A 24,980-nucleotide genomic window follows, 5' to 3' on the forward strand; every position below is an offset into this window, starting at 1 on the left:
CCCTTTCTTATGAATCTAAGCCCATAAATGTTGGGTAGGCTGTTTCCCCATGTTCCGTATCATCCAATCCGATGGCTTCTTCTTTATCTGATACACGAAGTGGCATAAAGTAAGCAATCCCTTTGATAAGAACAAAGGACATACCAGCAGACCAAGCAATGGTAAATACTATAGCAGCAAGAGTTACCAAGAACAAACGGGGATTCCCATAAATCAGGCCAATATTCTCTGGGTCGAGAGCTAATTCTGGAGTAGTGAAAATTCCTGTTACAATTCCACCAAAAATCCCGCCAACACCATGACAACCAAATGCATCTAAAGCATCATCATAACCAAGCTTATGTTTGACAATCGCAATAGCATAGAAACAAACCGGACTAACCAATAGACCAATAATAACCGCACTCCATGTTGATACAAAACCAGCTCCTGGTGTGATGGCAACTAATCCAGCCACTAAGCCTGTTGAAGCACCGACAAGGGAAGGTTTCCCATTTTCTTTGTATTCAATCAACATCCATGAAAACATAGCCGCTGCAGCGGATAAATGCGTTGTGAGTAAGGCATGAACAGCCAAACCATCTGCTGCCAAGGCAGAGCCAGCATTGAAACCGAACCAACCAAACCAAAGTAATCCTGCTCCCAAAAGGACAAAGGGAACGTTATGAGGACGATATTCCAAACGGTTAAAGTCCCGGCGTTTTCCAACTACCAAAGCCAATACCAATCCGCTTACCCCTGATGTAATATGAACTACATCACCACCAGCAAAATCAATCGTTCCCCATTGGGCAAGCAAGCCCTCGTCCCAAACCATATGAGCAAATGGATAGTAAACTAAAAGCAGCCATCCAACGATAAAGAACAAAAGTGGTTTAAATCGCATACGACCTGCAACCGATCCAGTCAAAATCCCAACTGTAATGATAGAAAACATCATCTGAAATACTGCAAACAGAGAATCTGGAATGGACAGGCCACGTGTGCTTACTGAATCACTCACCCCACTAAAAAAAGCATGTCCAAAATCACCAATGAGACTTCCATCTCCTGAAAAAGACAAAGAGTAACCAACTGTGAACCACATCAAACTTGCAATGGCCAGTGAAACGACTGACATCATCATGGTCGAGATAACATTCTTCCGTCTTTCCAAACCACCGTAAAAGAAAGCAAGTGCAGGGGTCATTAGCAACACCAATCCTGTACAAACGATGATAAAGGCAATACTAGATCCTTCAATTTTCATAAGCACAACTCCTTTTCTGACCATAGTCAGTTGGTCTTTTTTCTCACTCTACTAACTCTATATAGCTGGAAATCAGCAAGAATAAAAAGAAATCAACCAACTATGGAATGAACTTTTTGTTATGCTACATACAATAACACTATCTACTCATTCTGTAAATATTAAATTGACAGAAAATTCTAAACTTATTCCACGATATGTCAGAAGTGACAAAAAACTTGGGTTGCCCCAAGTTTAGGAAATTATCTGTTTGTAAGACCGTGTGGTGATGGCATAGACCACTAGGTAGAGGAGGAGATAGCCACCACAGATGCCTGCAGTCACCTGCAACATAAGTCCTGCATTAACCACACCGATAGACAACAAGATTGACGAGAGCATCTTGTAGGCAAAGGCTAGATGAACAAAGGCAAGTAGGATAGGTAGGAAAAAGACGGTCAGCAATTGCTTGCGGATGGACTGTCTGGTCTGATCCTCATCCAAACCGACCTTGGTCATAATGACGAAGCGATCTCTGTCTTCATAGCCTTCTGAAATCTGTTTGAAGTAAATCACCAGCACCACCGCCATCAAAAAGATGAGTGATAGCAAGAGGCCGATGAAGAAAAGTGAACCTGCAAAACTGAAGAAACCACGCATCGCATAGGCACGATAGGCGAGACTGATGGCGTTGGTTCCATCAGGCAAAATATTGGAAGACCACAATTCGCTTTCAAAAGTACCAGATAAGAAAGTCTCTTGGCTACTTACTTGTTCTTCTTCTGATAGACTGCTTTCAAAGCCCATATAATAGCGATTCTCAGCTTGATTTTCAAAAACAGCCAAGTCTTGAACAACAATGACCATATACTGGCTGAAAAGGAAGGAACTATGGTCTGGTAGATGTCCTAAAGTCACATTCTTGGGCAAGACTTGGACAACTTCCATCTCCTTTTCACCAAAGGTGAGGGTTTGACCAGCTTGATACTGGACTCCCTTACTATAAATGGCCACTTGGTCAGATGCCAACTGGAGTTTTTCTCCCGTCATCTTTTCATAGCTGGCTTGATTAAGGAAAAAACCGTTCCCCAATCGGTCAGAGAAATCCATACCAGCAGCTTCTTCATCCGTCAAAAATCTTACTTGCTGATTTGTCACCTCAGTAAAATAGGCTTGCTGGTAAGGATAGCCCACCTTACTTTCAATAGGAATATCCTTCTCTTCTAAGATAGCATCCGCCCACTCCTCCCACTTCTCCGTTTGAGCTTTTGAAGTGGTTGGTTGCATTCCAACATCAATCGAATAATCATTTGGATTTTGATTGGCAATATAATCTTTGCCACCGATGTATATATTAAGTCCTCCAACCATGGTCACCAAGAACATACTGGAGAGGATGGTAATGGTCGCAAGACCCAGAGCATTTTTCCGCATACGGAAAATCAAGTTGGATACAGAAATAAAATTCTCAGGCTTGTAGTAATAGGTCTGACGCTGTTTTAGCCAGTTTAAGAGACTGATAACACCTGCGTGGAAGAGCAGGTAGGTCCCAAATATAACCAGAAGAGTCGCTCCAAAGAAACTTGGAATAGCTTTCAGCGGACTGGTCACCAGTTGGGCAATGGCGTAGCCTGCCCCCAATAGGATAAGGGCTAAGAGGGTTTGTAGCCAGAGGAAGCCTGATTTCTTATCCCCTCTCTTCTTACCTTGAACCAGTTTGAGAGAGTCGGTCAAGCCCAATTTCCCAATATTAAAGAGGCTGACCAAGGCAAAAATCCCAAAGAGATAGATGACTACAGTTACCAGACTTTTCAACTGGAAAGTTGAAGCTAGAACAACAGGCATCTGCATGGCCTTGAGCAAAAGGGCATAGAAGAGTTTATCTAGAGCCAAGCCCAGCAACAAGCCTGTCAAAATACTACTGGCTGCAAAAACTAGATTTTCTAGAAAAGTCATCAGGAGGAGGTGTTTTTTCTCCAAGCCTAGAATACTATAGACACCGAACTCTTTTGACCGTTGCTTCATGACAAAGCTATTGGCATAGAGAATCATAATAGCGACCGCCAACATGACCACAATCATACCGAAGCCCAAAACCATATTTATTCCGTCAGCACCTCTTATCTTGCTCAAATCTGGATGAAAAGTCAAAGAAGTAAAAATATAGGCTATAGCTGTTGAAACAGTGGTCATTAAGGCATAGGGAAAATAGAGCCTACGGTTCTTTTTGAGATTGGTCAGAGCCAATCGAAAGGTTAGTCCAAACATATTACTCACCTCGATTCGCCATGACTGTCAAGGTATCTGAAATCAACTGATACATTTCCTGACTAGTTCGCTCACCACGATAGATTTGATTGTAGAGGATACCATCCTTGATAAAGAGGACCCGTTTGGCGCGACTGGCTGCTGCTGTCGAGTGGGTCACCATCAGAATGGTTTGCCCCTGTTGGTTAATCTGCTCAAAAACATCCAGCAAGGTGGCAGAAGATTTGGAATCTAATGCCCCTGTCGGCTCATCTGCCAAGAGAATCTCTGGTCGAGTGATGATGGCACGCGCCACCGCAACCCGTTGCTGCTGACCACCGGAAATCTCGTAAGTCATCTTGTCTTGCAAGGTCGCAATTCCCAAACTGTTGAGGGTATGAATCAAACGCGTATTCATCTCATCGACAGGAAAGCGAGACAGGACTAGAGGCAAGAGTACATTATCCTTGACAGAGAGGGTATCCAAGAGATTGAAATCCTGAAAAACAAAACCTAGTTTCTCACGGCGAAAGGCTGCAGCTTCCTTGCTCTTGATAGACTGAGTGTCCAAACCATTCAGTAAGACCTTACCCTGTGTTGGCTTATCAAGGGTTGCCAAAATATTGAGCAAGGTGGATTTTCCAGAACCAGATTCCCCCATGATGGCGACATATTCACCCTTTTCCACCGTAAAATGAATATCCTTTAAAGCCTCAACCTGACCAGCCTTAAAGCGAGAACTGTATATCTTTTGAACGTGTTGAACATCTAAAACTGACATAACGTGACTCCTTTTCTTTTTCTACCTTCATTCTATACGGTTCCAAGATAAACTACCATCGCTTTAGCTTTCATTTGAGTGACAATTTTGTAAGATTAGTCTAGAGCAAGCTCAATCTCCTTGATACCGATTCGCACTTCTGTTCCTTGACCAATTTTTGATGTTAGTTTTAGGGAATAGCCCAGCTCCGCAGCAATTTTTCTTGAGAGATAAAGCCCTAATCCCGAAGATTGCTGAGTTCTGCGACCATTGAAACCTGAGAAACCACGCTCAAAGACCCGCTCCAAGTCACTCTCCGCAATTCCAATTCCCGTATCACGAATGACCAAATCATCTCCGTCCAGACAAATCGAAATACTTCCCGCCTGACAATACTTGAGGGCATTGGATAAAATTTGTTCAATCAACAGGCCCAGCCAACGCCTGTCTGTCTTAACAAGCCTATCCAACTGCCCCAAGTCCAAGCTGGTATTGGCCTGGATGAAAAATAGGGAATATTTCTTGACCAGACTTCTGACCAACTCTTCCAAATTGACGGCTTCGATAACCAAATCGTCATGAAAGGACTGTAAACGGAGATAGTTCAAGACAAAGCCAGTGTATTGCTCAATCTTGAAGAGTTCTGCTTCTAGCTGATGACGAACTGGACTACTATCTACTTCCTTAACCAAGAGCTGACTGGCTGCAATCGGCGTTTTCATCTGGTGGGCCCAGAGGGTGTAGTAGTCATCTAATTCTGTCTGTTCCTGTCGCTGTTTTTCCAGCAGGAGCTTGTTTTGGACTTCTAGTCGCTCCACTTTTTCCTGCAACAAACGCTCGCTGGCTGTCCCAGTAGCTACTTTTTGACCACGCCAGATTTTTCCAAAGCGGGAAAATTCCCTGAAAAAATCCCAGAGGAGGGCGAGAATCCAGCAGATAGTGAGCAGGGTGAGGGCGTAGAAAACCAGGTTCCTTTCGATGTCAAAGAGCCCACTATAAGCCAGAATGGTCGTGGCAAAAAGACAGTAGCTGACCAGAAATAGCCAACGATGACGGAGCCAAGAAGTTAGAAAATCAGGCAACATTTCCTTATTCATGTGTCCACACCAGGCCGTAGCCTACTCCTTTCTTGGTCATGATTAAGTCAGGCAGGCCCAGCTCTGCCAATTTTTTACGCAGGCGAGCGATGTTAACCGACAAAGTATTGTCATCCACAAAAATATCACTATTCCAGAGCTCGCGCATCAATTCCTCACGGCTAACCACTTCCTTGCCATGCTCAAACAGAACTCGTAAAATCTGAAATTCATTTCGTGTCAACTCTTCCATAGCCTTTCCATAAGAAACCTGCATGGTCTTCATGTCCAAGGAAACTTCCTCAAACCAGAGTAAACTTTGCTCTCCTACAAAATCATAGGTTCTACGCAAAAGTCCCTGTATCTTGGCTAAAAGAACCGTCATTTCAAAGGGCTTGGTCACATAATCATCTGCTCCCATATTGATAGCCATGACAATATCCATAGGCTGATCGTGCGAGGATAGGAACATAATGGGCACACGAGAGGTCTTACGAATTTCCTGACACCAGTAATAGCCATTGAAAAAAGGCAGACCAATATCCAATAAAATCAAGTGAGGCTGAAAGGTTTCTATCTGTTCCAAAATGGTTTGAAAGTCCTTGACTTCTTCCACCTGATAACCCCAGTTTATCAAATTTTTGGTAACCAAATGGCTAATGGTTTTATCATCTTCAACTACTAAGATCTTCTGCATAGCTCTCTCCTTATTTACTATACTATATATTATAGACTATAAATCAGTAAATAGGGAAAATTTTCTAAATAGCTGCCCAAATTTGTCATTCCTCACATATTTCGTTATACTAGATAAAAAAGGAAAGGATTGCTATGCCGAATTTATTAACCTACATTGAAGAAAGTCAATACGACACTTTCTATGACCAACCAATCAACAAACTGGATATTTTGGCTCTGACTGAGCTATCTTATCTTCCCTTTGATAATTTAGTGCCGTATACATTTACTGAAACTGGTATCCGCTTGGATTATCTAGCCAAGGTATTCGAGGAGACCTACCAAAATAACTTTCCTCCTTTTTCCATGGTGACCAAAAGCCGACTTACCTTACTATCTCTTCTTGCAAAATCAAACCGATTCAAACATCTTAAAGCATTTGGCTTTGTAGATGATTATCAACTGGACCAAGAAAAACAATTTTCTGCCATCAGTTACCGCATGGACAGACAGACCATCTTAACTTGCTTTAGAGGAACTGATGATACCATTATCGGTTGGAAGGAAGATTTCCACATGACCTACATGGATGAAATCCCTGCCCAACGTTCGGCAAGCGGTTACTTGGAAAAGTTAATGTCTAGTCAAAACGGAAATTTTTATATTGCTGGACATTCTAAAGGCGGAAACCTAGCTCTTTATTCAGCTTGTCAACAAACTTCTAACTTACAAGAGCGTATTTTAGCTGTTTATCCATTTGATGCTCCCGGACTCCATAAGAAACACTTAGAAGCACCCGGCTATCAAGCTATCAAAGACCGCATCCATCCTGTCATTCCACAAAGTTCCATCGTCGGTATGATGTTGGAAACACCAGAAAATGCTCAAATTGTTCAAAGCAACACTATTGGACTTCTACAACATATTAGCTTTTCTTGGGAAGTTGAAGGAAATGATTTTAAACCAGCCCCTGCTCTAACAAGTGATAGCCTACAAACTGACCAAACCTTTAAAACTTGGACAGCTAGTTTGACGGATGAAGAACTACGGAATTTCTTTGATCTCTTCTTCGGTATCTTCATCAAAGCTGGAATCGAGCGTTTTAGCGACATAACGGTCAATCCCCTCCAAAAATTACAAGAAATTGATCGACTACTCAAGGAACTTTCTCCTGAAGAAGCTGAGATGATGGACAAACTGATTCGACTACTGTTTGATACCCGTTATCAAATTTGGAGAGATAATTTGGGAAATCTGCTTCCAAATCCAGAAATTTCTCTACCCGATTGGCGAAAATTATTCCAAATTGACAAGCCTGAAAAAAACGAAAACTAGTTCAGCAACTGAACTAGTTTTCTTTATCGAATCTTCTTAAAAATTGGGATAATTTTTCCAATCCTTTGATTAGTGTTTCTTGCTCACAAGCAAATCCTAGACGGACATAGCCCTCACGATCGAAGCGATTGCCAGGTACCAGCAGAACACCATGTTCCTGTAGGAGTTGCAAACAAAATTCTTCCATGGACGTAGCCACATCAATTTTCACAAAAGAAGTTGATACAAGTGCTGGGCGAATATAGGAAACCAAAGGCTCCTCTTCCATCCATCGGTCCAAAATAGCTAGATTTTCTTCTACAATTTGTTTATTACGCTTTAAAATCTCTTGGCGATGAGCTAGTGCCAACTGGGCAACCATATCATCAACCCCCCCCGCACAAATCATAGTATAGTCCCGATAATCTCTTAGAATATCCGTCACTTCCAGATTTGCTGCTACCCATCCAACGCGAATTCCTGGTAGGGAATAGGTCTTGGAAAGGCTATTAACTGCAATTCCTCTGTCATACACTTCAATAATGGAGGGAATATCCTGCTCAGAGAAGGAACGATAGACTTCATCCGATAAAATGTAAGCACCAACTTCTCCAGCAATTTTTGCCAACTCTTCCAAGTAAGCCCTATCCATGACAGCACCAGTTGGATTGTTGGCATTGTTGATACAGATCATCTTGGTATTGGGGCGAATGAGCTGACGCAGTTTTTCCAAGTCTGGCAACCAACCATTTTCCTCCTCAATCTGCCACAAATCCACTTCTGCTCCCAAAGATTTTGGAATATCATAGAGCTGCTGGTAGGTCGGATAAAGAGAAATGACATGGTCCTCCGGTTCAATTAAACCATATATAACAAGCAGATTAGCCCCTGTTGCTCCGTTTGTTTGAAGAATTTGTTCTGGAGCCACATTTTCATAGAGCTGACTGACTGATTCTTTGAATGCAGGCGAGCCTTCTATCCAACCATAGTTTAATTTGGTGCTCTGCAATTTCTTATAAAAGTCCTCAGGATTGGTGTCCGATAGGACAAACAATTCATCCAAGGTCAAGGCAGAAATGGACACTCCCGCAATATCATAAATTGCGTCGTTTTCATGGACATTCAGCCATTCCTCGACGCCAAAACGTGGTAATTTCATATTTATTCCAACTTCAATTTATACTAGTTTCTATTGTACCATATTCTCATAAAATCGTATAAATATACAGCAAAACGTTTAATATTCGAGAACTATTTCTCCACATAAGGTGTAATATAAATTTGTCCATCAAAATATTCTGCTAAAAAGACATCTTGTAATTGATGACCTTTTTGTTCCAATTGCTCCAGCAGCCACTCCTGATTTTTGCCAGTTAAATCCAACACATCCTCATTAATATGAGCATTGCTAATAAGTGGAAACTTGGGATTTTGGGAGTGTTTGTCCAAAATCGTCAAGCTACCATTTGGCTCCATAATAGCACTTTTAATGTCTCTGGTTGACTGCAAACCAGCCATACGAATATGCAGCATGAGCTGGTCGGCTGATAGGCCGACACGGATACAGTTTTCTACATTGACCTGACCATTCTTCACCAGAACGACAGGATTACCAACTACCAAAGATTTAACCCACTTTTGATTCACCAATAATTTCACAACGATGACAACCAAGGACCAAATTAAAAGAACGATGACAAAGGTCAACAAAGAAATCGAGCTATTGTAGATGACTCCTCCAATGATCCCACCAAGAACATAGTTTTGAATTTGATTGAGCGGTGTATTTGCAGAAAACTCATACTTTCCTAAAATATTAATTTGTAAAATCATCACAAAGATTCCGATAATAAATTTACAGGCAACTAATATGTACATATCCATCTTCTACTTCTCCCCATTGATATAAACATTATGATCAATAACGTGTGTCCGAACCAGAGTATAGGAATTATTGTCACTGTTGAGGTGGACAGTGTAATTTTCCTCATTATAACGCACAATGATTCCATCTTTCAGCGTTGTTGAATTAACATAAACCTCTTTCTCTGACACTTGATTGTCAATGGCGACACTCTTAATAAACTGTGTCAACACTTGAGATTGTGTGAAATCTTGGTTATTTTGCATATAATCTTCAATTTGAATCCCCAAGACAATCAACATCAAAATCACCATACCAATACTAATATCCCGCAAGCGAGTGTTAATCCGGTTTCTCATATAGTACAGACCTGTCGCAGTAGCAACAATCAGTACACCTATTAACAGAATCGAACGCAAGACTAAATTAAACGATTGATTCTGGATAATGTAATCTAAATCATAAAAGTTCATGCAACTAATTGTCCTTTCCAAACAGATTTTCCCATTATAACATACTTTTTCAGGAAGGAAAAGCAGGCTTCTATACACAAAAAAACAGACAATCTCAACCAAGACTGCCTGCTCCTCATTTCCACTTAAAATTTCCCTAAATTCGTCAAGTCTTTTTTCTCTCTGGCATGACTTCTTTGTTGTCCCAATGTTCAACAATTTTCCCATCTTTGAGGCAGTAAATGTCAAAGTGGGCATAGTCCTGACCTGCAATCCAAACTTTCGAATAGGCCACGACATACTCCCCTTGTCCCATGACTTTAAAGACAAAATCATAGGTAACGTGATTCTCCACCAGATAGTCCTTACACCACTTTCTAGCTGAACAAACAGAAAAAGGCTGGAACTCCTTCAGAAAAGTTAGAGAAGAAATCTAACAATTAGAGTATCGTCTAGTTTTAGCCCTTTCTGTTTTTTCACATAATTTCACCAAATAATTGATTTTCCTTTTGTTCCAAAAATGTTTGGTAGTTCTCAATCTTGTAATCCAATCTCTCCAGAGCCTGTTCTATTTCTGACAAACGAGACCGCAGGATAGCCTGTTCCTCTTTTAATAAATCAATACGAGCTTCAACTGTGCTATTTCCCTCCTGCACCAAGCCCATGTACTCTATCAAACGATCGATAGACATACCAGCACTTCTAAAGCAACGAACAAATTCTAAAATGGCTACGTCGTTTTCTGAAAAGACCCGTACTCCACCCGATTTACGAGCAATTTTTGGAATAAGCCCTATCCGCTCATAGTAGCGAATGGTGTCTGCCGACAAACCGGTCGCTTGACTGACTTCTGCTATGTTCATCATTTACTCCTTTCGCAAAATCTACCATCTATTATATACCTTGAAGTCAACTCTAAGTCAAGTAATAACAAAAAATCTGAGCCTCCTCAGATTTTCCATTCTATAAATACTCACCCTTGACAACAAAGAAAGTGCCACGGATTTCACCTGCTAGTTTGGAGCGTTGGCGGGCAAACTTGAATTTCCCTTCAAATTCTTTGGGAATCTCAATCCCGTTTGACAATTTGAAACCGACCGCTCGTTTGCCACCTTCTTCTAGTGTATAGAGGACATTGACAGCTAGGCCATTGTCATAAAAAACAAAAGACCAGAGGATGCCGTCCACTTCAAACTGGGTTACATTGAGGGGAGTATAAGGAAATACCATGTCCCGCTCTGCCAAGACCTTCTCGATGAAGGGCAGGATTTCAGGCTTTTCTTCTGGGGTATAGACCACATACTCCTGCTTGTATTTGTTCCAGAAATAGCGAGCCTCGTTGGCACGCAAACCTGCTAAAACATCTGAAACTGGACTTGCTTCCAAACCCGTTGTTTCTACTTCTTTGAAATTAACTATGTAGGACATGAGTTCTCCTTTAGTGAAAAAAGCACCCGAAGGTGCTAGGTAATGTTTTTCATACCAAGTCACCCCCATCTACCTTAGGGTGACTAGTAAAATGATTAAGCGTTGAATGCCTCAGTCAATTGTGGCACCACTTGTTTCTTACGTGAAACAGCACCAGGAAGGAAGGCATGGTTGTCTTCCAACTTGAAGTTGAAAGCTGCTTCTACCTTGTCCATGTTGCTACCAAGTGCGAGAATTTCAGAGTTTGAGTTGACGATGTCTGTAATCATCAAGACAAAGTCAGAATAGCCATTTGCTGCTGATGCCGCTGTCATGGCAGCTTCGATTTCTGCTTGACGTTCCAAAACTTCTGCGATGTCTACTGTGTTGACCTGTGCTACACGGACATCATTGCCATTCAAACCAAACGTTTTTGCGTCGATGTCAATCAATTCTGCTGCTGACTTGCTAGCAAGGTTGGTACCAGCTTTCAAGAGTGCCAAGCCATATTCTTCCAAGTTCACACCAGCAATTTCAGCCAATTCCGCCGCTACTTGTGGGTCACTTGCGTGCGTTGTTGGAGATTTGAGCAAGAGTGTATCTGAAATCAAACCTGACAAGAGAAGTCCAGCTACTTCTTTTGGAGGTGTTACTCCGTTTTCTTTAAAGGCACGGTAAACGATTGATGATGCTGAACCTACTGGCTCCAAACGCATGTACAATGGATTTGCCGTTTCAAAGTTTGCGACACGGTGGTGGTCAATAACTGCTGCCACTTCAACATCCTTGATGTCTGCGATAGATTGTTGGAATTCGTTGTGGTCTGTCAAGATGACTTGGCTAACGCCTTCTGCCTTAGCTGATTCAACCACGCGTGGTACAGTTACACCAAAGTAGTTCAAAGCAAAAGCTGTTTCTTCATTTGGTGTTCCAAGAGCAACTGCTTCCGCATCGCGACCAAATACTTCACGCTCCAAGTGAGCCCAACCATAAGATGAAGCAATGGCATCTGTATCAGGATTTTGGTGACCAAAAACTAAAAATTTAGACATGTCTACAACCTCATTTTTCTAATAATCCTCTACATTTTACCATAAATAGCAGGACTTGTGAACTGGGGAAGTTCTAGTCAGAGTATTCTTATCTCTTTTTGAACCGCTATTGCTTTTCTTAGACATAATCAACTTGTTAACGTTAGGGAAGAATCAATTTCCTCAATTTATTTTTTCTTCCTATATCCCCACATATTCTATAAATTTCATAAAGGCCGCCTGTCCTTCATCTGTCCGTTTGTACACTCCTGCATCTTCCAAGACACGAGCAAAAATCTGACCAACTGATTCACGAACAACTTGCCCGACCTCTTCCTCTGTCACATCTGGATGAGCCGTTTTCAGACTTTCCGCCCATGTCTGATGATAGGCGGCTACTTGACTAGCTTGACCAAGTAAGAATTTCTCTACTTCAGCCAGCTCTGCCTTCAATCGCGGTGGCAAGATGGCCAAGCCCATGACCTCAATCAAGCCAATATTTTCTTTCTTGATATGCTGGACATCTGGATGGGGGTGGTAGATACCGTCTGGAAATTCTTCCGAAGTTTGATTGTCGCGGAGAACCAAATCAAGCTCATACAAATCCCCTCGTTTCCGAGCAATCGGTGTGATGGTATGATGAGGAGTCCCATCCGTCTCAGCCTTAATCTGAACGGCATCATCTGAGTAGCTCCGCCATTTTTCCAAAATCTTAGTTGCTAGACTTAGAAGGGCTGTCTTATCATCAGAAGTCAAGCGAATGACTGACATAGGCCATTTGACAATACCTGCCGATACGGACTCAAAGCCTGCAAACACCAAGTTTTTCTCGATTGGTGCCTTTTCCATGGCAAAACTGTGTCGCCCACCTTGATAGTGGTTGTGGGTCAAGATGGAACCACCCGAGATTGGTAAGTCAGAGTTGGAGCCGACAAAATAGCCTGGTAACAAATCCAACAAGTCCAAGAGTTGTTCAAAAGTCTGAGAACTAATGACCATTGGCACATGTTCTTGGTTCAAGAAAATAGCGTGTTCATTATAATAGGCATAAGGCGAATACTGGAAGCCCCACTGTTCCTGTCCCAAATCCATACGAATAATGCGATGGTTGGCGCGCGCTGGATGATTAATGCGTCCTTGATACCCTTCATTTTCCATGCAGAGCAGACACTTAGGATAGTTGGAAGCTTCCGCCAAGCGAGCCGCAGCAATAGCTTTGGGGTCCTTTTCAGGTTTGGAAAGATTAATAGTAATTTCCAAATTTCCATACTCTGTCTGGACTTGATAGTAGATATTTTTCGCAACAGCTGCAACCTTAATATAATCATTGCGTTTGCTTAAATCATAAAAGTCCTTTATAGCTCGTTCTGGACTATCTTGATAGGTTTGCCAAAAATCACGATTGACCTGACTAGGACTCGGTGTAATTAAGTCCATTAAACAAGCTCCTACTATGTCTTGCTCTTCCAAGAGTTCTCCCAAAAAACCAGATCGAACTCCTTGAGCCAATAGTTCATCTTTCAGTTCAATCAAGTCTTCAAGTTCTGTTTGAACAACCAGAGCTTGATCACCAACCAAAGCCAAGACCCGATTTCGCAAGTACAGAGCATCCATCTCTTCAAAACTACTGTTGGCAATAACCTGCTCAACAAAACGATCCACCAATCCTGTCATCATTTCTCCAATCTATTTACGAGATAAGACGCGAGAGCCTCCAGCAATCTCCGCCACATAGAAACTTGGCTCATAGCCAACAACTTCTGTGTAGGTCTTGCCGACATTTTCAGTAAAAGCTTCTACCTTATCTTTGTGGACAATGGCAATACCACAGCCACCAAAGCCTGCACCAGTCATACGAGCACCCAAGACACCTTCTTGCTCCCAAGCTGTATGGGCAAGAGTATCCAACTCCAAACCTGTCACTTCATAATCATGCTCCAAGGAAACGTGAGAAGCATTAACGAGACGACCAAAGGTTGCCAAATCTCCTTCTTCCAAAGCCTTACGAGCCTGCAAGGTTCGTTGGTTTTCCAAGACTGCATGGCGGGCCCGTTTGATACGGTTTTCCTCTTTGATTAGGTAGCTATACTGGTCAAAGGTCCATTCATCCAATTCACCCAGAGTTTGGATGTTCAACACAGCATTCAACTCTTCTACTGCTTTTTCACACTCTGCACGGCGTTCATTGTACTTAGAATCTGCCAATTCCCGGCGTTTGTTGGTGTTCATGATGACAATGACGTGGTCACCCAGATCCAGCGGAACTAAGTCATATTCTAAGGTGTTGGTATCGAGGTAAATGGCACGTTGGTCAACCCCCATACCGATAGCAAACTGGTCCATAATGCCTGAATTAACACCGATAAAGTGATTTTCAGTTTGTTTCCCAATCTTCACCAAATCCAGACGAGTCAACTCAAGTCCATACAACTCTTCTGCAATAATCCCAATCAAGAGTTCCAAGGAAGCAGATGACGACAAGCCTGAACCATTTGGAATATTGCCGTAAACAAAGACTTCCATACCTGTATCAATAGTATGCCCTGCTTCTTGCAAGAATTTGAGAACACCTTTGGCGTAGTTGGTCCAGTTATCAGCTTTATCAAAGACCAAATTGTTCAAATCCACTTCAACAATGCCAAGCTCTTCAAAGTTAGCTGAATAAAAACGTAGAAGCTGGTCATCCCGCTTGCGGGCAGCTCCGTATGTTCCCAAGGTAATAGCTGCTGGGAATACATGCCCGCCATTATAGTCTGTATGTTCACCAATCAAATTAATCCGCCCTGGTGAGAAGAAGGTTGCATCAGCCTCTTGACCAAAAATATCGAGAAAGGCTTGATTGAGTTGTTCTGTGTTCATAAGAACCTCCTAAATTTTGTAATCGTTTTCTTTTATTGTACAACTCTAGAAAATAAAAGTCAATATTTTTACTAAAAATTTACTAATTTTAATTTTTATGCTATACTAGAAACAAAGAAACAGGAGAAAAAGCATGGTTACCATCAAAGATATTGCTAAAAAAGCCGACCTATCCCCCACCACCATTTCAAGAGTTTTAAATGGCGATACCAGCCTATCCGTCGGACAAGAAACACGCCAAAAAATCCTGGCTCTGGCTCAGGAACTCGGCTATACCAAACACCTCAAAAAACAAGCACCCCAGCAAAAAGGTACAATCGGCATTGTCCAATGGTACACCGAAAGCGAAGAATTAGCCGACCTCTACTATTATTCCATTCGTGCCAGCATTGAGCAGACTGCCAGCCTCCTCGGCTACCAAATCATTCGTTCCTTCAACGACCTAACAAATCCCCTGCTTCAAGGATTGTATGGCATCATTGCTGTCGGTAAATTTTCTTCTGAGCAAATAGCAGAGCTGGCAAGCTTGTCTTCCAATTTAATTTTTGTCGATTCTGACACACTAAACGATGGATTTTCCTGTATCACGACTGACTTTGAACACTCTGTTCAGACCGTTATTGACCACTTCTGTCAACAAGCCATCACAGACATCGGCCTATTGGTCGGGCAGGAAGAAACAACTGACGGTCATAAACTGCCAACAGATCCTCGTCTGACTGCCTTTCGTGACTATCTAGACACCTTGGGCATTCTACAAGAAAACTACATCTACCAAGGAAAGTTCTCCACTCAGTCCGGCTATGAGCTGATGAGTCAAGCTATAAAAGATTTGGGCGATCAACTACCACCAGCCTTCTTCATGGCCAATGATACCTTGGCGGTCGGAGCTCTCCGTGCCCTCCAGGAAAAACAAATCCCTGTACCAGAACGGGTCCAGCTCATCACCTTTAACGATACCGCTATCACCCGTCAGGTTTTTCCTGCCCTGTCTTCCATCAGCGTCTTTACCGAAGAAATGGGGCAAGAAGCTATGCAACTACTGGACCGTATGATAACTAGTCCGACTCCCCACCATCCACGTAAAATCAAGATGGGGACCCTGCTGGTTATTCGCGATAGTTCATATTAAGATTGCAAAAAACCGAGAGTTCGACTGAATTCTCGGTTTTGTTTAGCTATTAATCCAACAATTTCGCCAATTCCTGAGCTAAGAGTTGTTGAGCAACTTGTGGGTTGGCTTGTCCCTTGGTTGCTTTCATTAAGTAACCTGTGAAGGCCTTGTCCGCATTGCGTTTGCCTGACTTGAAGTCTGCGACCGCTGCTTGATTATCCGCAAAGACTTGGTGGATAATCGGAATCAAGGCTGCTGGGTCTGAGATTTGTACCAAACCAGCCTTCTCCACGTATTCCTTAGCTGAACCACCATTTTTCGCAAGATGGACAACAACTTTCTTGGCAATCTTAGATGAAATTGTTCCATCTGCAATCAAGCCAATCATTTCCACCAGACTTTCTGGCGTCAGTGCAATTTGCTCAATGGTCGTTTGGTCTGTATTAAGGAACTGGGCGATGTCCCCTTGCAACCAGTTGGAAACCTGCTTAGCATCGCCACCCAAGGCTACTGCTGCCTCAAAGAAATCTGATAGAGCCTTGGTCGAGGTCAATTGACCTGCATCATAAGACGTCAAGCCCAATTTATCCACGTAGTTGGCACGGCGAGCCTTCGGAAAGACTGGCAATTCTGCACGCACTTCCTCAATCCAGCTATCGTCAATCTCATAGAGGGGTAGGTCTGGTTCTGGGAAATAACGGTAGTCAGATGAACCTTCCTTGACCCGCATGAGAATGGTCTCACCTGTTGACTCATCATAACGACGAGTTTCCTGTTGAATTTGACCACCTGAACGAAGGATTTTCGCTTGACGCTCCACTTCGTACTGCAATCCCTTACGAACATAGTTGAAGGAGTTCAGGTTTTTCAACTCAGTCTTGGTACCAAATTCCTCCTGACCATAAGGACGAAGGGAAATATTGGCATCCACGCGCATAGAACCCTCTTCCATCTTCACATCAGAAATACCTGTGTATTGGATGATTTCCTTGAGAGCAGTCAAGTAAGCATAAGCTTCCTCAGGCGAACGCATATCCGCTTCCGATACAATCTCAATCAATGGCACACCCTGACGGTTGAGGTCCACATAAGAGTAGCCATCAGTTCCGTGGGTATTCTTACCCGCATCTTCTTCCAAGTGCGCACGTTCGATACGGATTTTCTTAGTTGTACCGTCTTCTAATTCAATCTCAATCCAGCCATTGTAGCCAATTGGCTCGTCAAACTGGGAAATCTGATAGGCTTTTGGATTATCAGGATAGAAATAATTTTTACGGTCAAAATGCATTTCCTTGTGAATATCCATATTCAAAGCCAAGGCCGCCTTGATACCTGCATCTACAACACCCTTGTTGAGAACAGGAAGGACACCAGGGAATGACCAGTCAATCACGTTAGTATTAGCATTTGGATCCTCACCAAAATGAGCAGATGAAGGTGAGAAAATCTTAGAGTTGGTATTTAACTCCACATGGACTTCTAGACCAATAATCGTTTCAAAGTTCATTAGTTAGCACCTCCAAAAATCACTGGTTGTTGCTTATGGTAGTCTGTTGTTGCTTCAAAAGCAGCAGCTACTTGGTAGATTGTCTCTTCTGAGTATTTTGGTCCAATCAACTGTAAGCCGACTGGCAAGCCTTCCACAAAACCGGCAGGAATAGAAATACCTGGAAGCCCTGCCAAGTTGACAGGAATAGTCAAGAGATCCGCCAAGTACATAGCAACAGGATCATGGTTGAGCGTGTCCAAACCAAAGGCAACCGTCGGAGCTGTTGGTCCCAAAATCAAGTCATAGTTAGCAAAAACTTTTTCAAAATCTTGGATAATCAAGGTACGCACCTGACCAGCTTTCTTAAAGTAAGCATCATAGTAACCAGATGACAAGCTAAAGGTTCCCAACATAATACGGCGTTTCACTTCTTCACCAAAGCCTTGACTACGAGTTTTCACGTAAATCTCTTCCAAGTTAGTCGCATCTTCTGCACGGAAACCGTAACGGATACCGTCAAAACGTTGCAAATTAGAAGATGCCTCAGATGAAGCGATGATGTAGTAAACTGCAACACCGTATTTCGAATGCGGCAGGCTGACTTCCTCGATGATGGCACCCAAACTTTCCAAATGCTTAGCAGCCTTGAGAATCGTTTCCTTGACCTGTGGATCAATCCCTTCTCCCATGTATTCTTTTGGAAGAGCAATCTTCAAACCTTTGATGTCCTGACCAATCTTGCTTGTAAAATCTGCAATTTCATTGATGGTAGAAGTCGAATCTTTGACATCGTGACCAGAAATAACATTTAATAATTGAGCGTTCTCTTTGACTGTTTGCGAGAATGGACCGATTTGGTCAAGCGATGAACCAAAGGCAATCAAACCAAAACGTGATACTGTTCCATAGGTTGGCTTCATACCAACGATACCATTAAAGGCTGCTGGCTGGCGAATGGACCCACCTGTATCTGAACCAAGTGACAAACGGACTTGACCAGAAGCAACAGCTGCCGCTGAACCACCCGAAGAACCACCAGGAACCTTAGTTTGATCCCAAGCGTTTTTGGTTGGTTTGAAGGCAGAGTTCTCATTAGAGCCACCCATGGCAAACTCGTCCATATTGGTCTTACCAATGACAATCATATCCTTAGCATAAGCCTGAGCAACAGATGTCGCATCAAAAATCGGCTCATAGTTGTAAAGCATTTTTGAAGCTGCAGTCGTCAATATACCCCTAGTGGAGATATTGTCTTTGACAGCCAAAGGAATCCCTGCCATGACATTATCTGCATCAATCCCCTTTTCATCCAGCGCAGCTGCTTGTGCCAGAGCCTCATCCTCAGTAATAGATAAGAAAGCATCTACAGCTCCCTCACGACTCTTGATATCTTCCAAGGTCGATTTGGTCAACTCAAGCGCGGAAATCTCCTTTTTGACAAGGAGGTCATGCAATTCATCAATGGTTTTATTGTTAAAAGTCATTAGGCATCTCCTCCCCCGTCTAGAATAGCTGGTACCTTAATAAAGTTATCTTGTGATTCAGGCACATTCTTAAAGAGCTCCTCACGGCTCTCACCTTTTTGGGCAATATCTGCTCGCAAGACATTCTTACGGTCAGCCATAGTGGTCGTTACCGCAACACCTGTCGTATCCACTTCATTGAGCAATTCAACCATATCGACAATCTTGCTCAAGGTCGTCGCAAATTCCGCTGTTTCTTTGTCCGAAAATTCTAGCTTTGACAGCTTAGCAACGTGACGGACTTCTTCTTCAGAAATTTTCATCTTCTGCTCCTTCTAAACTTTCACTATCTTTTTATTTTATCACAAAAAAAGAGCTAGGTCATCTGAAATATCTAGGAATCATTCCCTTTGTTGTATTTTTCAAAACCCGTTCGCTTTTCTGACAAAAATATTTGGTTTAACTCTCTTAAACTCAAGAATTTTCCTCCACTGATGGATTGAGATGGCTCGAAAACTGAAAAAAAGGGCGTACTACCCCCTTGGTTTTTGAACTATTTTTTATTTTTAGACTACCCAGCTGGCTAAATGAGTATTCTGGCCTTGTTTGAGTTTGGCTAAGGCAAATCCAACCATCACTAAAAAACTCATGGCAATAGCTAGACTCATCTTCTTAAGCCCTCGGATAGTGTGCTTCTCGAATCGAAAGTCGCGGTCTATACGCCCATTCACCCTCTCCACAGCTGTCCGCTTCTTGTAGAGTCGTTTAAACTTCTGACTATCTCTAGCTACTTGATTAAAGATAATAGGTTCTACCGACCGTTTTAAACGGAAGATGCGATTGTCCTGATAACGGGGATGAAAACCATACCGCAAACTGTCACAAGACTTATCGTACCCCTTATAGATAAGCTGAATCGCTTTGCCCTTGTCATCCACCCAAAAGACTTCTCCAGATTGATTGTAAATCACATCCGTATCAAGGTATTGCCTGGTTTCATCTTCTTTCCACTTATGAGGATGATCAATGATAGGAATAATCGTGGCTTCTTCTATGAGATTCTGAAGAGGAATTCCACTATAACCACGGTCTGCCATCAAATATTCCGCTCTCTGCATGGTCGTTTGACGCATGTTTCGAATCAGCCTTTTGGCAACAGTAGGTTCCCCTTCTGAGGCCGTCGTCACTTCCCAAGCAACAGGCAGTTCATAGGTCGCATCAACCACAAGATGACAACGATAGCCATAGTGTTTCTCCATAGAGACCGTTCCATTTTTATGATGACGTTTTTTTATAGCCATATCGGCATCACAGTCAGAGCGTCTATCCTTTCTTTGTTTCTTACCATATGGTGTTGCATAACTATCAATGAACTTGCCATCTAGGGCTAAGTCAACACCAAATTCCGGAAGAAGGTTGTATAGTTCAGATATGCCAGATAAAACCCACTCGTCAATGTCTGGACAGACCTCTTCCAAATCCTGAATAAAACGAGAATAAGCAGACTTAGAGGGAGCATGAACAAGTTTAATAGTACCATTTTTGAGCTTAACACCGTGAGTTTCAAAGCCACAGATTTGACGGAGCTGGCTATTCATATTAAGCTGACGAATCAACTGTTGATCGGTTTCCAATTGAAGAACTATTTTAGCAATATAGGCAATGAAGTAAGATTGAACAGAATAATCCTTACGCCCGTGTTTGCGTTTGGCTTCTAACTCATCAAATAGACCCGTTTCTGGAAGACCATCTAATACCATCAAAATTTTTTCTAAATCACCTAGTTCCTGATCCTCAAAAAGGTTAAGCTGTGTTATAATTTTCATAGTGAGACCTCGCTAATAGAGATTTTTGACTTAAAACTATTATAACGCTTTGACGTTGCATTGAGGCTCACAAAAGGGAAAAATCGCTACTTAACGTGGCGATTTTTCTTTTTATAGCGTGCTAATCTGGTGATAGGACGGGAATAAATAACTACGGGAATGATTCTCTAGACCTAACTCCTAAAACTGACATGCTATGTGGGGAGCAAAAGAATGCTCCCTCTTGGAAACATTCTTTTTAGAAAGCTATTACAACTCAACTGTCGCAACTTGACCATCCTTACTTACTTGGCCAAGGTTGTCAAGGCTGACAGATTTGATTTCTGCAGTATTTGTAAAGGCAACAATGATAGTTGTTTCACGCTCTGCTGAACGAATGGCCTCTAAATCTGCCACAAGAAGTAAGTCGCCTGCCTCAACTCGCTGACCGTCAGTCACCTTAGCTGAGAAAGGTGCGCCATTTAGAGCGACTGTATCAATACCAACGTGTACCAAGACTTCTACACCCTTGTCTGATAAAATACCGACAGCATGCTTGGTTGGGAATACGCTGGTTACAATACCTGAAACTGGTGCATAGACATTGCCAGAGCTAGGCTCTACTGCATAACCATCCCCCATCATTTTTTGTGAGAAGACTGGATCGTTCACTTCTGTGATGGCAATGGCTTGCCCCTCAGCGACAGAGTAAACTGTCTCCGTCACACCTTTGAACTGAGTCTCAGGAGCAACTTCTTCCGTCGCAACAATTTCTGTACGAGGAATGGCTACACCAGACTCTAGCAAGTCTTGAATGTCGGATTTGAGAACATCTGCTTTTGGTCCGTAGACTGCTTGAACACCTGAGTCTTTGATAATCAAGCCCATGGCACCAGCTTGTTTCCATGCATTTTCATCGCCAACTTGTGCCACATCTTTGACGCTAACACGAAGACGGGTCATACATGCATCCACATCTGCGATATTATCACGGCCACCAAGCAAGTTGATAATTTGAACCACTTGTGAATTGGCATCAGCAGTATCTACGTTTGAGTTCGAAACCACATCTGTTGTTTCTGTATCATAGTTACCATTGCGTCCAGCAGTTGCCAAATTAAATTTCTTAATCATGAAGTCCGCAATGAAGTACATACCAACCGAAAAGAGAGCTGTTACCCAGATGAAGTTGACAACATCCATACCGATACCAGCTTTAATGGCCATCGGTGTACGAGTGAGGAATTCGATATTACCAAATGAGTGCATACGCAAGTTGACAATATCTGCCATGGCAAAAGCTGCACCTTGCACAAACGCATAAACGATATAGAGTGGCATTGCCGCAAACATGAACATGAATTCAATCGGCTCTGTTACCCCTGTCAAAAAGACGGCAAGTGCAGAAGATAGGAACATCCCTTTGTATTTTTTCTTTTTATCTGGGTCAACATTGCGATACATAGCCAACGTCAATCCCATAAGGATACCAGATGAACCAATCATTTGACCAACTTTGAAACGAGCTGGAGTAACATTAGCCAGAAGTTCATTATATTGGGCTGTATCACCCGCATCTTTAAGATTAATCAAATCTGTAATCCATGCCAGCCAAAGCGGATCTTGCCCAAACACCTGAGTGCCTGCTTGAGCACCTGTCATAATGTCATAAGTTCCACCCAGCGAAGTATAGTTCATAGGAATGGTCAACATATGGTGAAGACCGAACGGAAGAAGCAACCGCTCCAAGGTACCGTAAACAAATGGCGCCAAGATTGGGGCTGTTTCTTGAGAACTTGCAATCCATTTACCAAAGCTGTTAATACCTGTTTGAACCAAAGGCCAGAAAATCGCCAAGCCAAGAGCTACAAGGACAGAACGATAGATGACCACAAATGGTACGAAGCGTTTTCCGTTAAAGAAAGTCAAAACATCTGGAAGCTTGCGATAATTATAATACTTATTATAGGTTGTTGCCCCTACAAAACCAGCAATAATACCGATGAACACACCCATATTAAGAGCAGGTTGTCCCAAGATATTGACGAAGTAACCTGACACTGGAATTTCAGTACCAAAGACTGTGCTGACTGTCGCAGTCGCATCTGCTAACATATCTGTTGTAACACCAAAGAAGTTACCTGTAATCAAGTTAATCAAGATAAAGGCAAGACCTGCTGAGAAGGCACCACCAGCCTTCTCCTTAGCCCAGCTACCACCGATAGCCAAGGCAAAGAGCAAGTGAAGGTTTCCGATAATCCCCCAACCAATTTGGGCAATGATATTTCCGATACGAAGCAAGAGTTCTGATTCTGGGCTGATTAGTGGAATCGAGTTTCCTATAGAAACCATGAGACCTGCTGCTGGCATAACAGCAATCACGACCATCAAACACTTACCGAATTTTTGCCAAAATTCGAAACTAAGAAATTTTTTCATGTTTTTCTCCTTAAATTTTTCTTGGTCTGTTGACCATTAAATACTTAATCTTACTTCCACACCAAAGTGGTCCGATATTACAGGAAGATTGTCCCCGTTGAAAATCACTCGACTGGATTGAACCTGTCTTTCCTGATTTAAGAACACATAGTCCAGACGTTTTTCCTGGCTATGACCTGCCCATCCGTCAATGGCTTTTTCAACAGTGATACCGCTGTCCTTTTCCTCTGCCAAATCATAACTATCATAAAGGCCCAGGTCCTTGATAGCTTGGTAGGCTTGGGGATTTGATAAAGCATCCGTATTGAAATCACCCATGAGGATTTTCAATCGATTCGAATCCGTTCTCTCAATAATCGAGCGAATATTTTCCAACTGATTTTCTTCTTGACTATCTGGAAGATTGATATGGCAAGAATACAAGTCTATCAACTCATTCCCATATGCCACCGTCAAGCCTATAATCTTGCGAGACAGGATTGATGTCAGTTCTTGGTGCTGACTACAATAGAAGGCATCCACTTCGTAGACCGGTAATGCTGTGAGAAAGGCAATTCCTTCATCATACTTATCATAGCCGATATGAGAATTGGACCAAAAATAAGAATAGTCTGCTACTCCCAGCTCTTTCAGCTTTTCAAGCAAAACCAAACCATAATTGTCCTGACGTAAGTCCTTTGTTACCAAGGGACTTGTCATCAGTTGATTGACTTCTTGCAGGGCAATCACATCGTATCGCTTTTGAGCTATGGTCTGAGCAAGTATGTCCAACTTTTGGTCTTGATTTTCTTCTAACCAGGCATGGACATTGACTGTTAGTAATTTCATAGGTCTCCTTTCTTCATCAAATTCTAAAATAAAACATTTCCGTATTTGTAAACTAATTGTAACGTAAACGTTTCCATTTGTCAATAGTTTTACGTAATAATAATTAAAGTTTTACGTAATTATTGTGCAAAAATCGATAATACTGACGATTTCTCTCAAATATGTTAAACTAATGATAGAACATTCGAGGATAAGGTATGAGTAAATATAAAAAAGTCTATGCTGACATCAAAGAAAAAATTGAACAAGATATTTGGAAGGCAAATCAAGAAATGCCTACAGAAAATGAGCTGATGGAGCTTTATTCTTATTCCAAAGACACTATCCGCAAGGCCCTATCGCTTTTGGAGATGGATGGATACATCCAAAAACGGCAAGGGAGAAATTCGGTCATTTTAGACCACAATCTTGTCAGAAAACCGTATTTATCTGAAATAAAAACCATTAGCGAGCTCAACCGGTCTGCCCACCACGAAGTACAAACCGAATTGCAGGACCTCTACATTATTCAGGGTCAGGCAGAAGTGATGAGGGAATTGGAAGTTGACGAAAAAACGGATCTCTATCGAGTCAGCCGTGTTCGGAGAATTGACGGTGAACGCTTAGAATACGAGATTTCTTACTTTGACCGCAGGATTGTTCCCTATCTCAGCAAGGAAATCGCCGAAAGCTCGATTTATCAGTATCTAGAATCGGACCTGGGCTTAGGAATCTCTCATTCCCGTCGGGAAATTTCCTTCCGATTTGCGACAGAAGAAGAAAAGAAACTGCTTGACCTTGCAAGCTATGATATGGTAGTCTCCGTCACCAGTACTACCTATTTGGCAGACGGCCGCCCCTTCCAGTACGGAACCATCACCTATCGACCAGATAAGGTAACCTTTGTTTCAATGGCCAAACGGTAAAAAATGAAGTATACAAAAAAA

22 protein-coding genes and 1 pseudogene are annotated in these 24,980 nt (G+C 42.3%); 3 read left to right on the top strand and 20 right to left on the bottom strand.

The features are described 5' to 3' along the window. Positions 1–7: 7 nt before the first annotated feature. From AC4CS8_RS07720 to AC4CS8_RS07740, 5 genes are all read right to left on the bottom strand, one after another. Positions 8–1,243, bottom strand: coding sequence for an ammonium transporter (locus AC4CS8_RS07720; protein WP_493893881.1), 1,236 nt, complete (start codon positions 1,241–1,243; stop codon positions 8–10). A gap of 240 nt (positions 1,244–1,483) precedes the next feature. Then, on the bottom strand, positions 1,484–3,496 hold the full coding sequence (locus AC4CS8_RS07725) for an ABC transporter permease (protein WP_493892676.1): 2,013 nt from the start codon (positions 3,494–3,496) through the stop codon (positions 1,484–1,486). Position 3,497: 1 nt separating this feature from the next. Then, complete coding sequence (locus tag AC4CS8_RS07730; protein WP_493892677.1) at positions 3,498–4,256, bottom strand: ABC transporter ATP-binding protein; 759 nt, start codon at positions 4,254–4,256, stop codon at positions 3,498–3,500. 95 nt (positions 4,257–4,351) lie between these two features. Beyond that, positions 4,352–5,332 (bottom strand): sensor histidine kinase, encoded by a 981-nt coding sequence (locus AC4CS8_RS07735; protein ID WP_493892678.1) that lies wholly within the window; start codon positions 5,330–5,332, stop codon positions 4,352–4,354. Continuing rightward, positions 5,325–6,008 (bottom strand): response regulator transcription factor, encoded by a 684-nt coding sequence (locus AC4CS8_RS07740; protein ID WP_493892679.1) that lies wholly within the window; start codon positions 6,006–6,008, stop codon positions 5,325–5,327. The genes AC4CS8_RS07735 and AC4CS8_RS07740 overlap by 8 nt, the downstream gene beginning before the upstream one ends. Before the next feature lie 134 nt (positions 6,009–6,142). Between AC4CS8_RS07740 and AC4CS8_RS07745 the strand changes: the two genes are divergently transcribed. Continuing rightward, positions 6,143–7,324, top strand: coding sequence for a DUF2974 domain-containing protein (locus AC4CS8_RS07745; protein WP_493892680.1), 1,182 nt, complete (start codon positions 6,143–6,145; stop codon positions 7,322–7,324). 13 nt (positions 7,325–7,337) lie between these two features. Here AC4CS8_RS07745 and AC4CS8_RS07750 read toward each other — a convergent pair whose 3' ends face one another. The 9 genes and pseudogenes from AC4CS8_RS07750 to AC4CS8_RS07790 form a co-directional block, all read right to left on the bottom strand. Beyond that, complete coding sequence (locus tag AC4CS8_RS07750; protein WP_493892681.1) at positions 7,338–8,462, bottom strand: aminotransferase; 1,125 nt, start codon at positions 8,460–8,462, stop codon at positions 7,338–7,340. A gap of 92 nt (positions 8,463–8,554) precedes the next feature. After that, positions 8,555–9,187 carry a DUF421 domain-containing protein gene (locus AC4CS8_RS07755; RefSeq protein WP_493892682.1) on the bottom strand — a complete coding sequence of 211 codons (633 nt, stop codon included), beginning with the start codon at positions 9,185–9,187 and terminating at the stop codon, positions 8,555–8,557. Positions 9,188–9,190: 3 nt separating this feature from the next. Further along, on the bottom strand, positions 9,191–9,640 hold the full coding sequence (locus AC4CS8_RS07760; protein WP_493892683.1) for a DUF3290 domain-containing protein: 450 nt from the start codon (positions 9,638–9,640) through the stop codon (positions 9,191–9,193). 125 nt (positions 9,641–9,765) lie between these two features. Next, positions 9,766–9,986: pseudogene (locus AC4CS8_RS07765) on the bottom strand (nuclear transport factor 2 family protein); the annotation flags it as partial. 109 nt (positions 9,987–10,095) lie between these two features. After that, positions 10,096–10,482, bottom strand: a complete 387-nt coding sequence (gene nmlR / locus AC4CS8_RS07770; RefSeq protein WP_493892684.1) for a stress response transcriptional regulator NmlR — start codon at positions 10,480–10,482, stop codon at positions 10,096–10,098. Between the two features lie 100 nt (positions 10,483–10,582). Further along, positions 10,583–11,047: a DUF8821 family protein gene (locus tag AC4CS8_RS07775; protein ID WP_105110388.1), complete on the bottom strand. Its 465-nt coding sequence runs from the start codon at positions 11,045–11,047 to the stop codon at positions 10,583–10,585. Positions 11,048–11,142: 95 nt separating this feature from the next. Further along, positions 11,143–12,078: a manganese-dependent inorganic pyrophosphatase gene (locus AC4CS8_RS07780; RefSeq protein ID WP_493892685.1), complete on the bottom strand. Its 936-nt coding sequence runs from the start codon at positions 12,076–12,078 to the stop codon at positions 11,143–11,145. 180 nt (positions 12,079–12,258) lie between these two features. After that, positions 12,259–13,734: a UDP-glucose--hexose-1-phosphate uridylyltransferase gene (galT, locus tag AC4CS8_RS07785; RefSeq protein WP_493892686.1), complete on the bottom strand. Its 1,476-nt coding sequence runs from the start codon at positions 13,732–13,734 to the stop codon at positions 12,259–12,261. Positions 13,735–13,743: 9 nt separating this feature from the next. Beyond that, entirely contained in the window at positions 13,744–14,916 is a 1,173-nt protein-coding gene (locus AC4CS8_RS07790) for a galactokinase (protein WP_493892687.1), read from the bottom strand. 133 nt (positions 14,917–15,049) lie between these two features. Between AC4CS8_RS07790 and AC4CS8_RS07795 the strand changes: the two genes are divergently transcribed. Next, positions 15,050–16,048, top strand: a complete 999-nt coding sequence (locus tag AC4CS8_RS07795) for a LacI family DNA-binding transcriptional regulator (RefSeq protein ID WP_493892688.1) — start codon at positions 15,050–15,052, stop codon at positions 16,046–16,048. Between the two features lie 49 nt (positions 16,049–16,097). Here AC4CS8_RS07795 and gatB read toward each other — a convergent pair whose 3' ends face one another. From gatB to AC4CS8_RS07825, 6 genes are all read right to left on the bottom strand, one after another. Further along, positions 16,098–17,537, bottom strand: coding sequence for an Asp-tRNA(Asn)/Glu-tRNA(Gln) amidotransferase subunit GatB (gene gatB / locus AC4CS8_RS07800; protein WP_493892689.1), 1,440 nt, complete (start codon positions 17,535–17,537; stop codon positions 16,098–16,100). Further along, positions 17,537–19,003, bottom strand: a complete 1,467-nt coding sequence (gene gatA / locus AC4CS8_RS07805; RefSeq protein ID WP_493892690.1) for an Asp-tRNA(Asn)/Glu-tRNA(Gln) amidotransferase subunit GatA — start codon at positions 19,001–19,003, stop codon at positions 17,537–17,539. Before gatA ends, gatB begins: the two co-directional genes overlap by 1 nt. Further along, the gene (gene gatC, locus AC4CS8_RS07810) at positions 19,003–19,305 is read right to left on the bottom strand and encodes an Asp-tRNA(Asn)/Glu-tRNA(Gln) amidotransferase subunit GatC (RefSeq protein ID WP_493892691.1); all 303 of its coding nucleotides are present in this window, start codon (positions 19,303–19,305) and stop codon (positions 19,003–19,005) included. The genes gatA and gatC overlap by 1 nt, the downstream gene beginning before the upstream one ends. Positions 19,306–19,548: 243 nt before the next feature. Then, a complete protein-coding gene (locus AC4CS8_RS07815) occupies positions 19,549–20,808 on the bottom strand; it encodes a transposase (RefSeq protein WP_493892440.1) in 1,260 nt (419 codons plus the stop codon). 249 nt (positions 20,809–21,057) lie between these two features. Further along, complete coding sequence (locus tag AC4CS8_RS07820; protein WP_493892692.1) at positions 21,058–23,226, bottom strand: PTS transporter subunit IIBC; 2,169 nt, start codon at positions 23,224–23,226, stop codon at positions 21,058–21,060. Between the two features lie 36 nt (positions 23,227–23,262). Beyond that, on the bottom strand, positions 23,263–24,054 hold the full coding sequence (locus AC4CS8_RS07825) for an endonuclease/exonuclease/phosphatase family protein (protein WP_493892693.1): 792 nt from the start codon (positions 24,052–24,054) through the stop codon (positions 23,263–23,265). Between the two features lie 197 nt (positions 24,055–24,251). Here AC4CS8_RS07825 and AC4CS8_RS07830 point away from each other — a divergent pair, with 197 nt between their 5' ends. Further along, entirely contained in the window at positions 24,252–24,959 is a 708-nt protein-coding gene (locus AC4CS8_RS07830; protein WP_493892694.1) for a UTRA domain-containing protein, read from the top strand. Positions 24,960–24,980 lie beyond the last annotated feature (21 nt).

The sequence above is a fragment of the Streptococcus sp. NSSLK0004 genome (assembly GCF_059039125.1).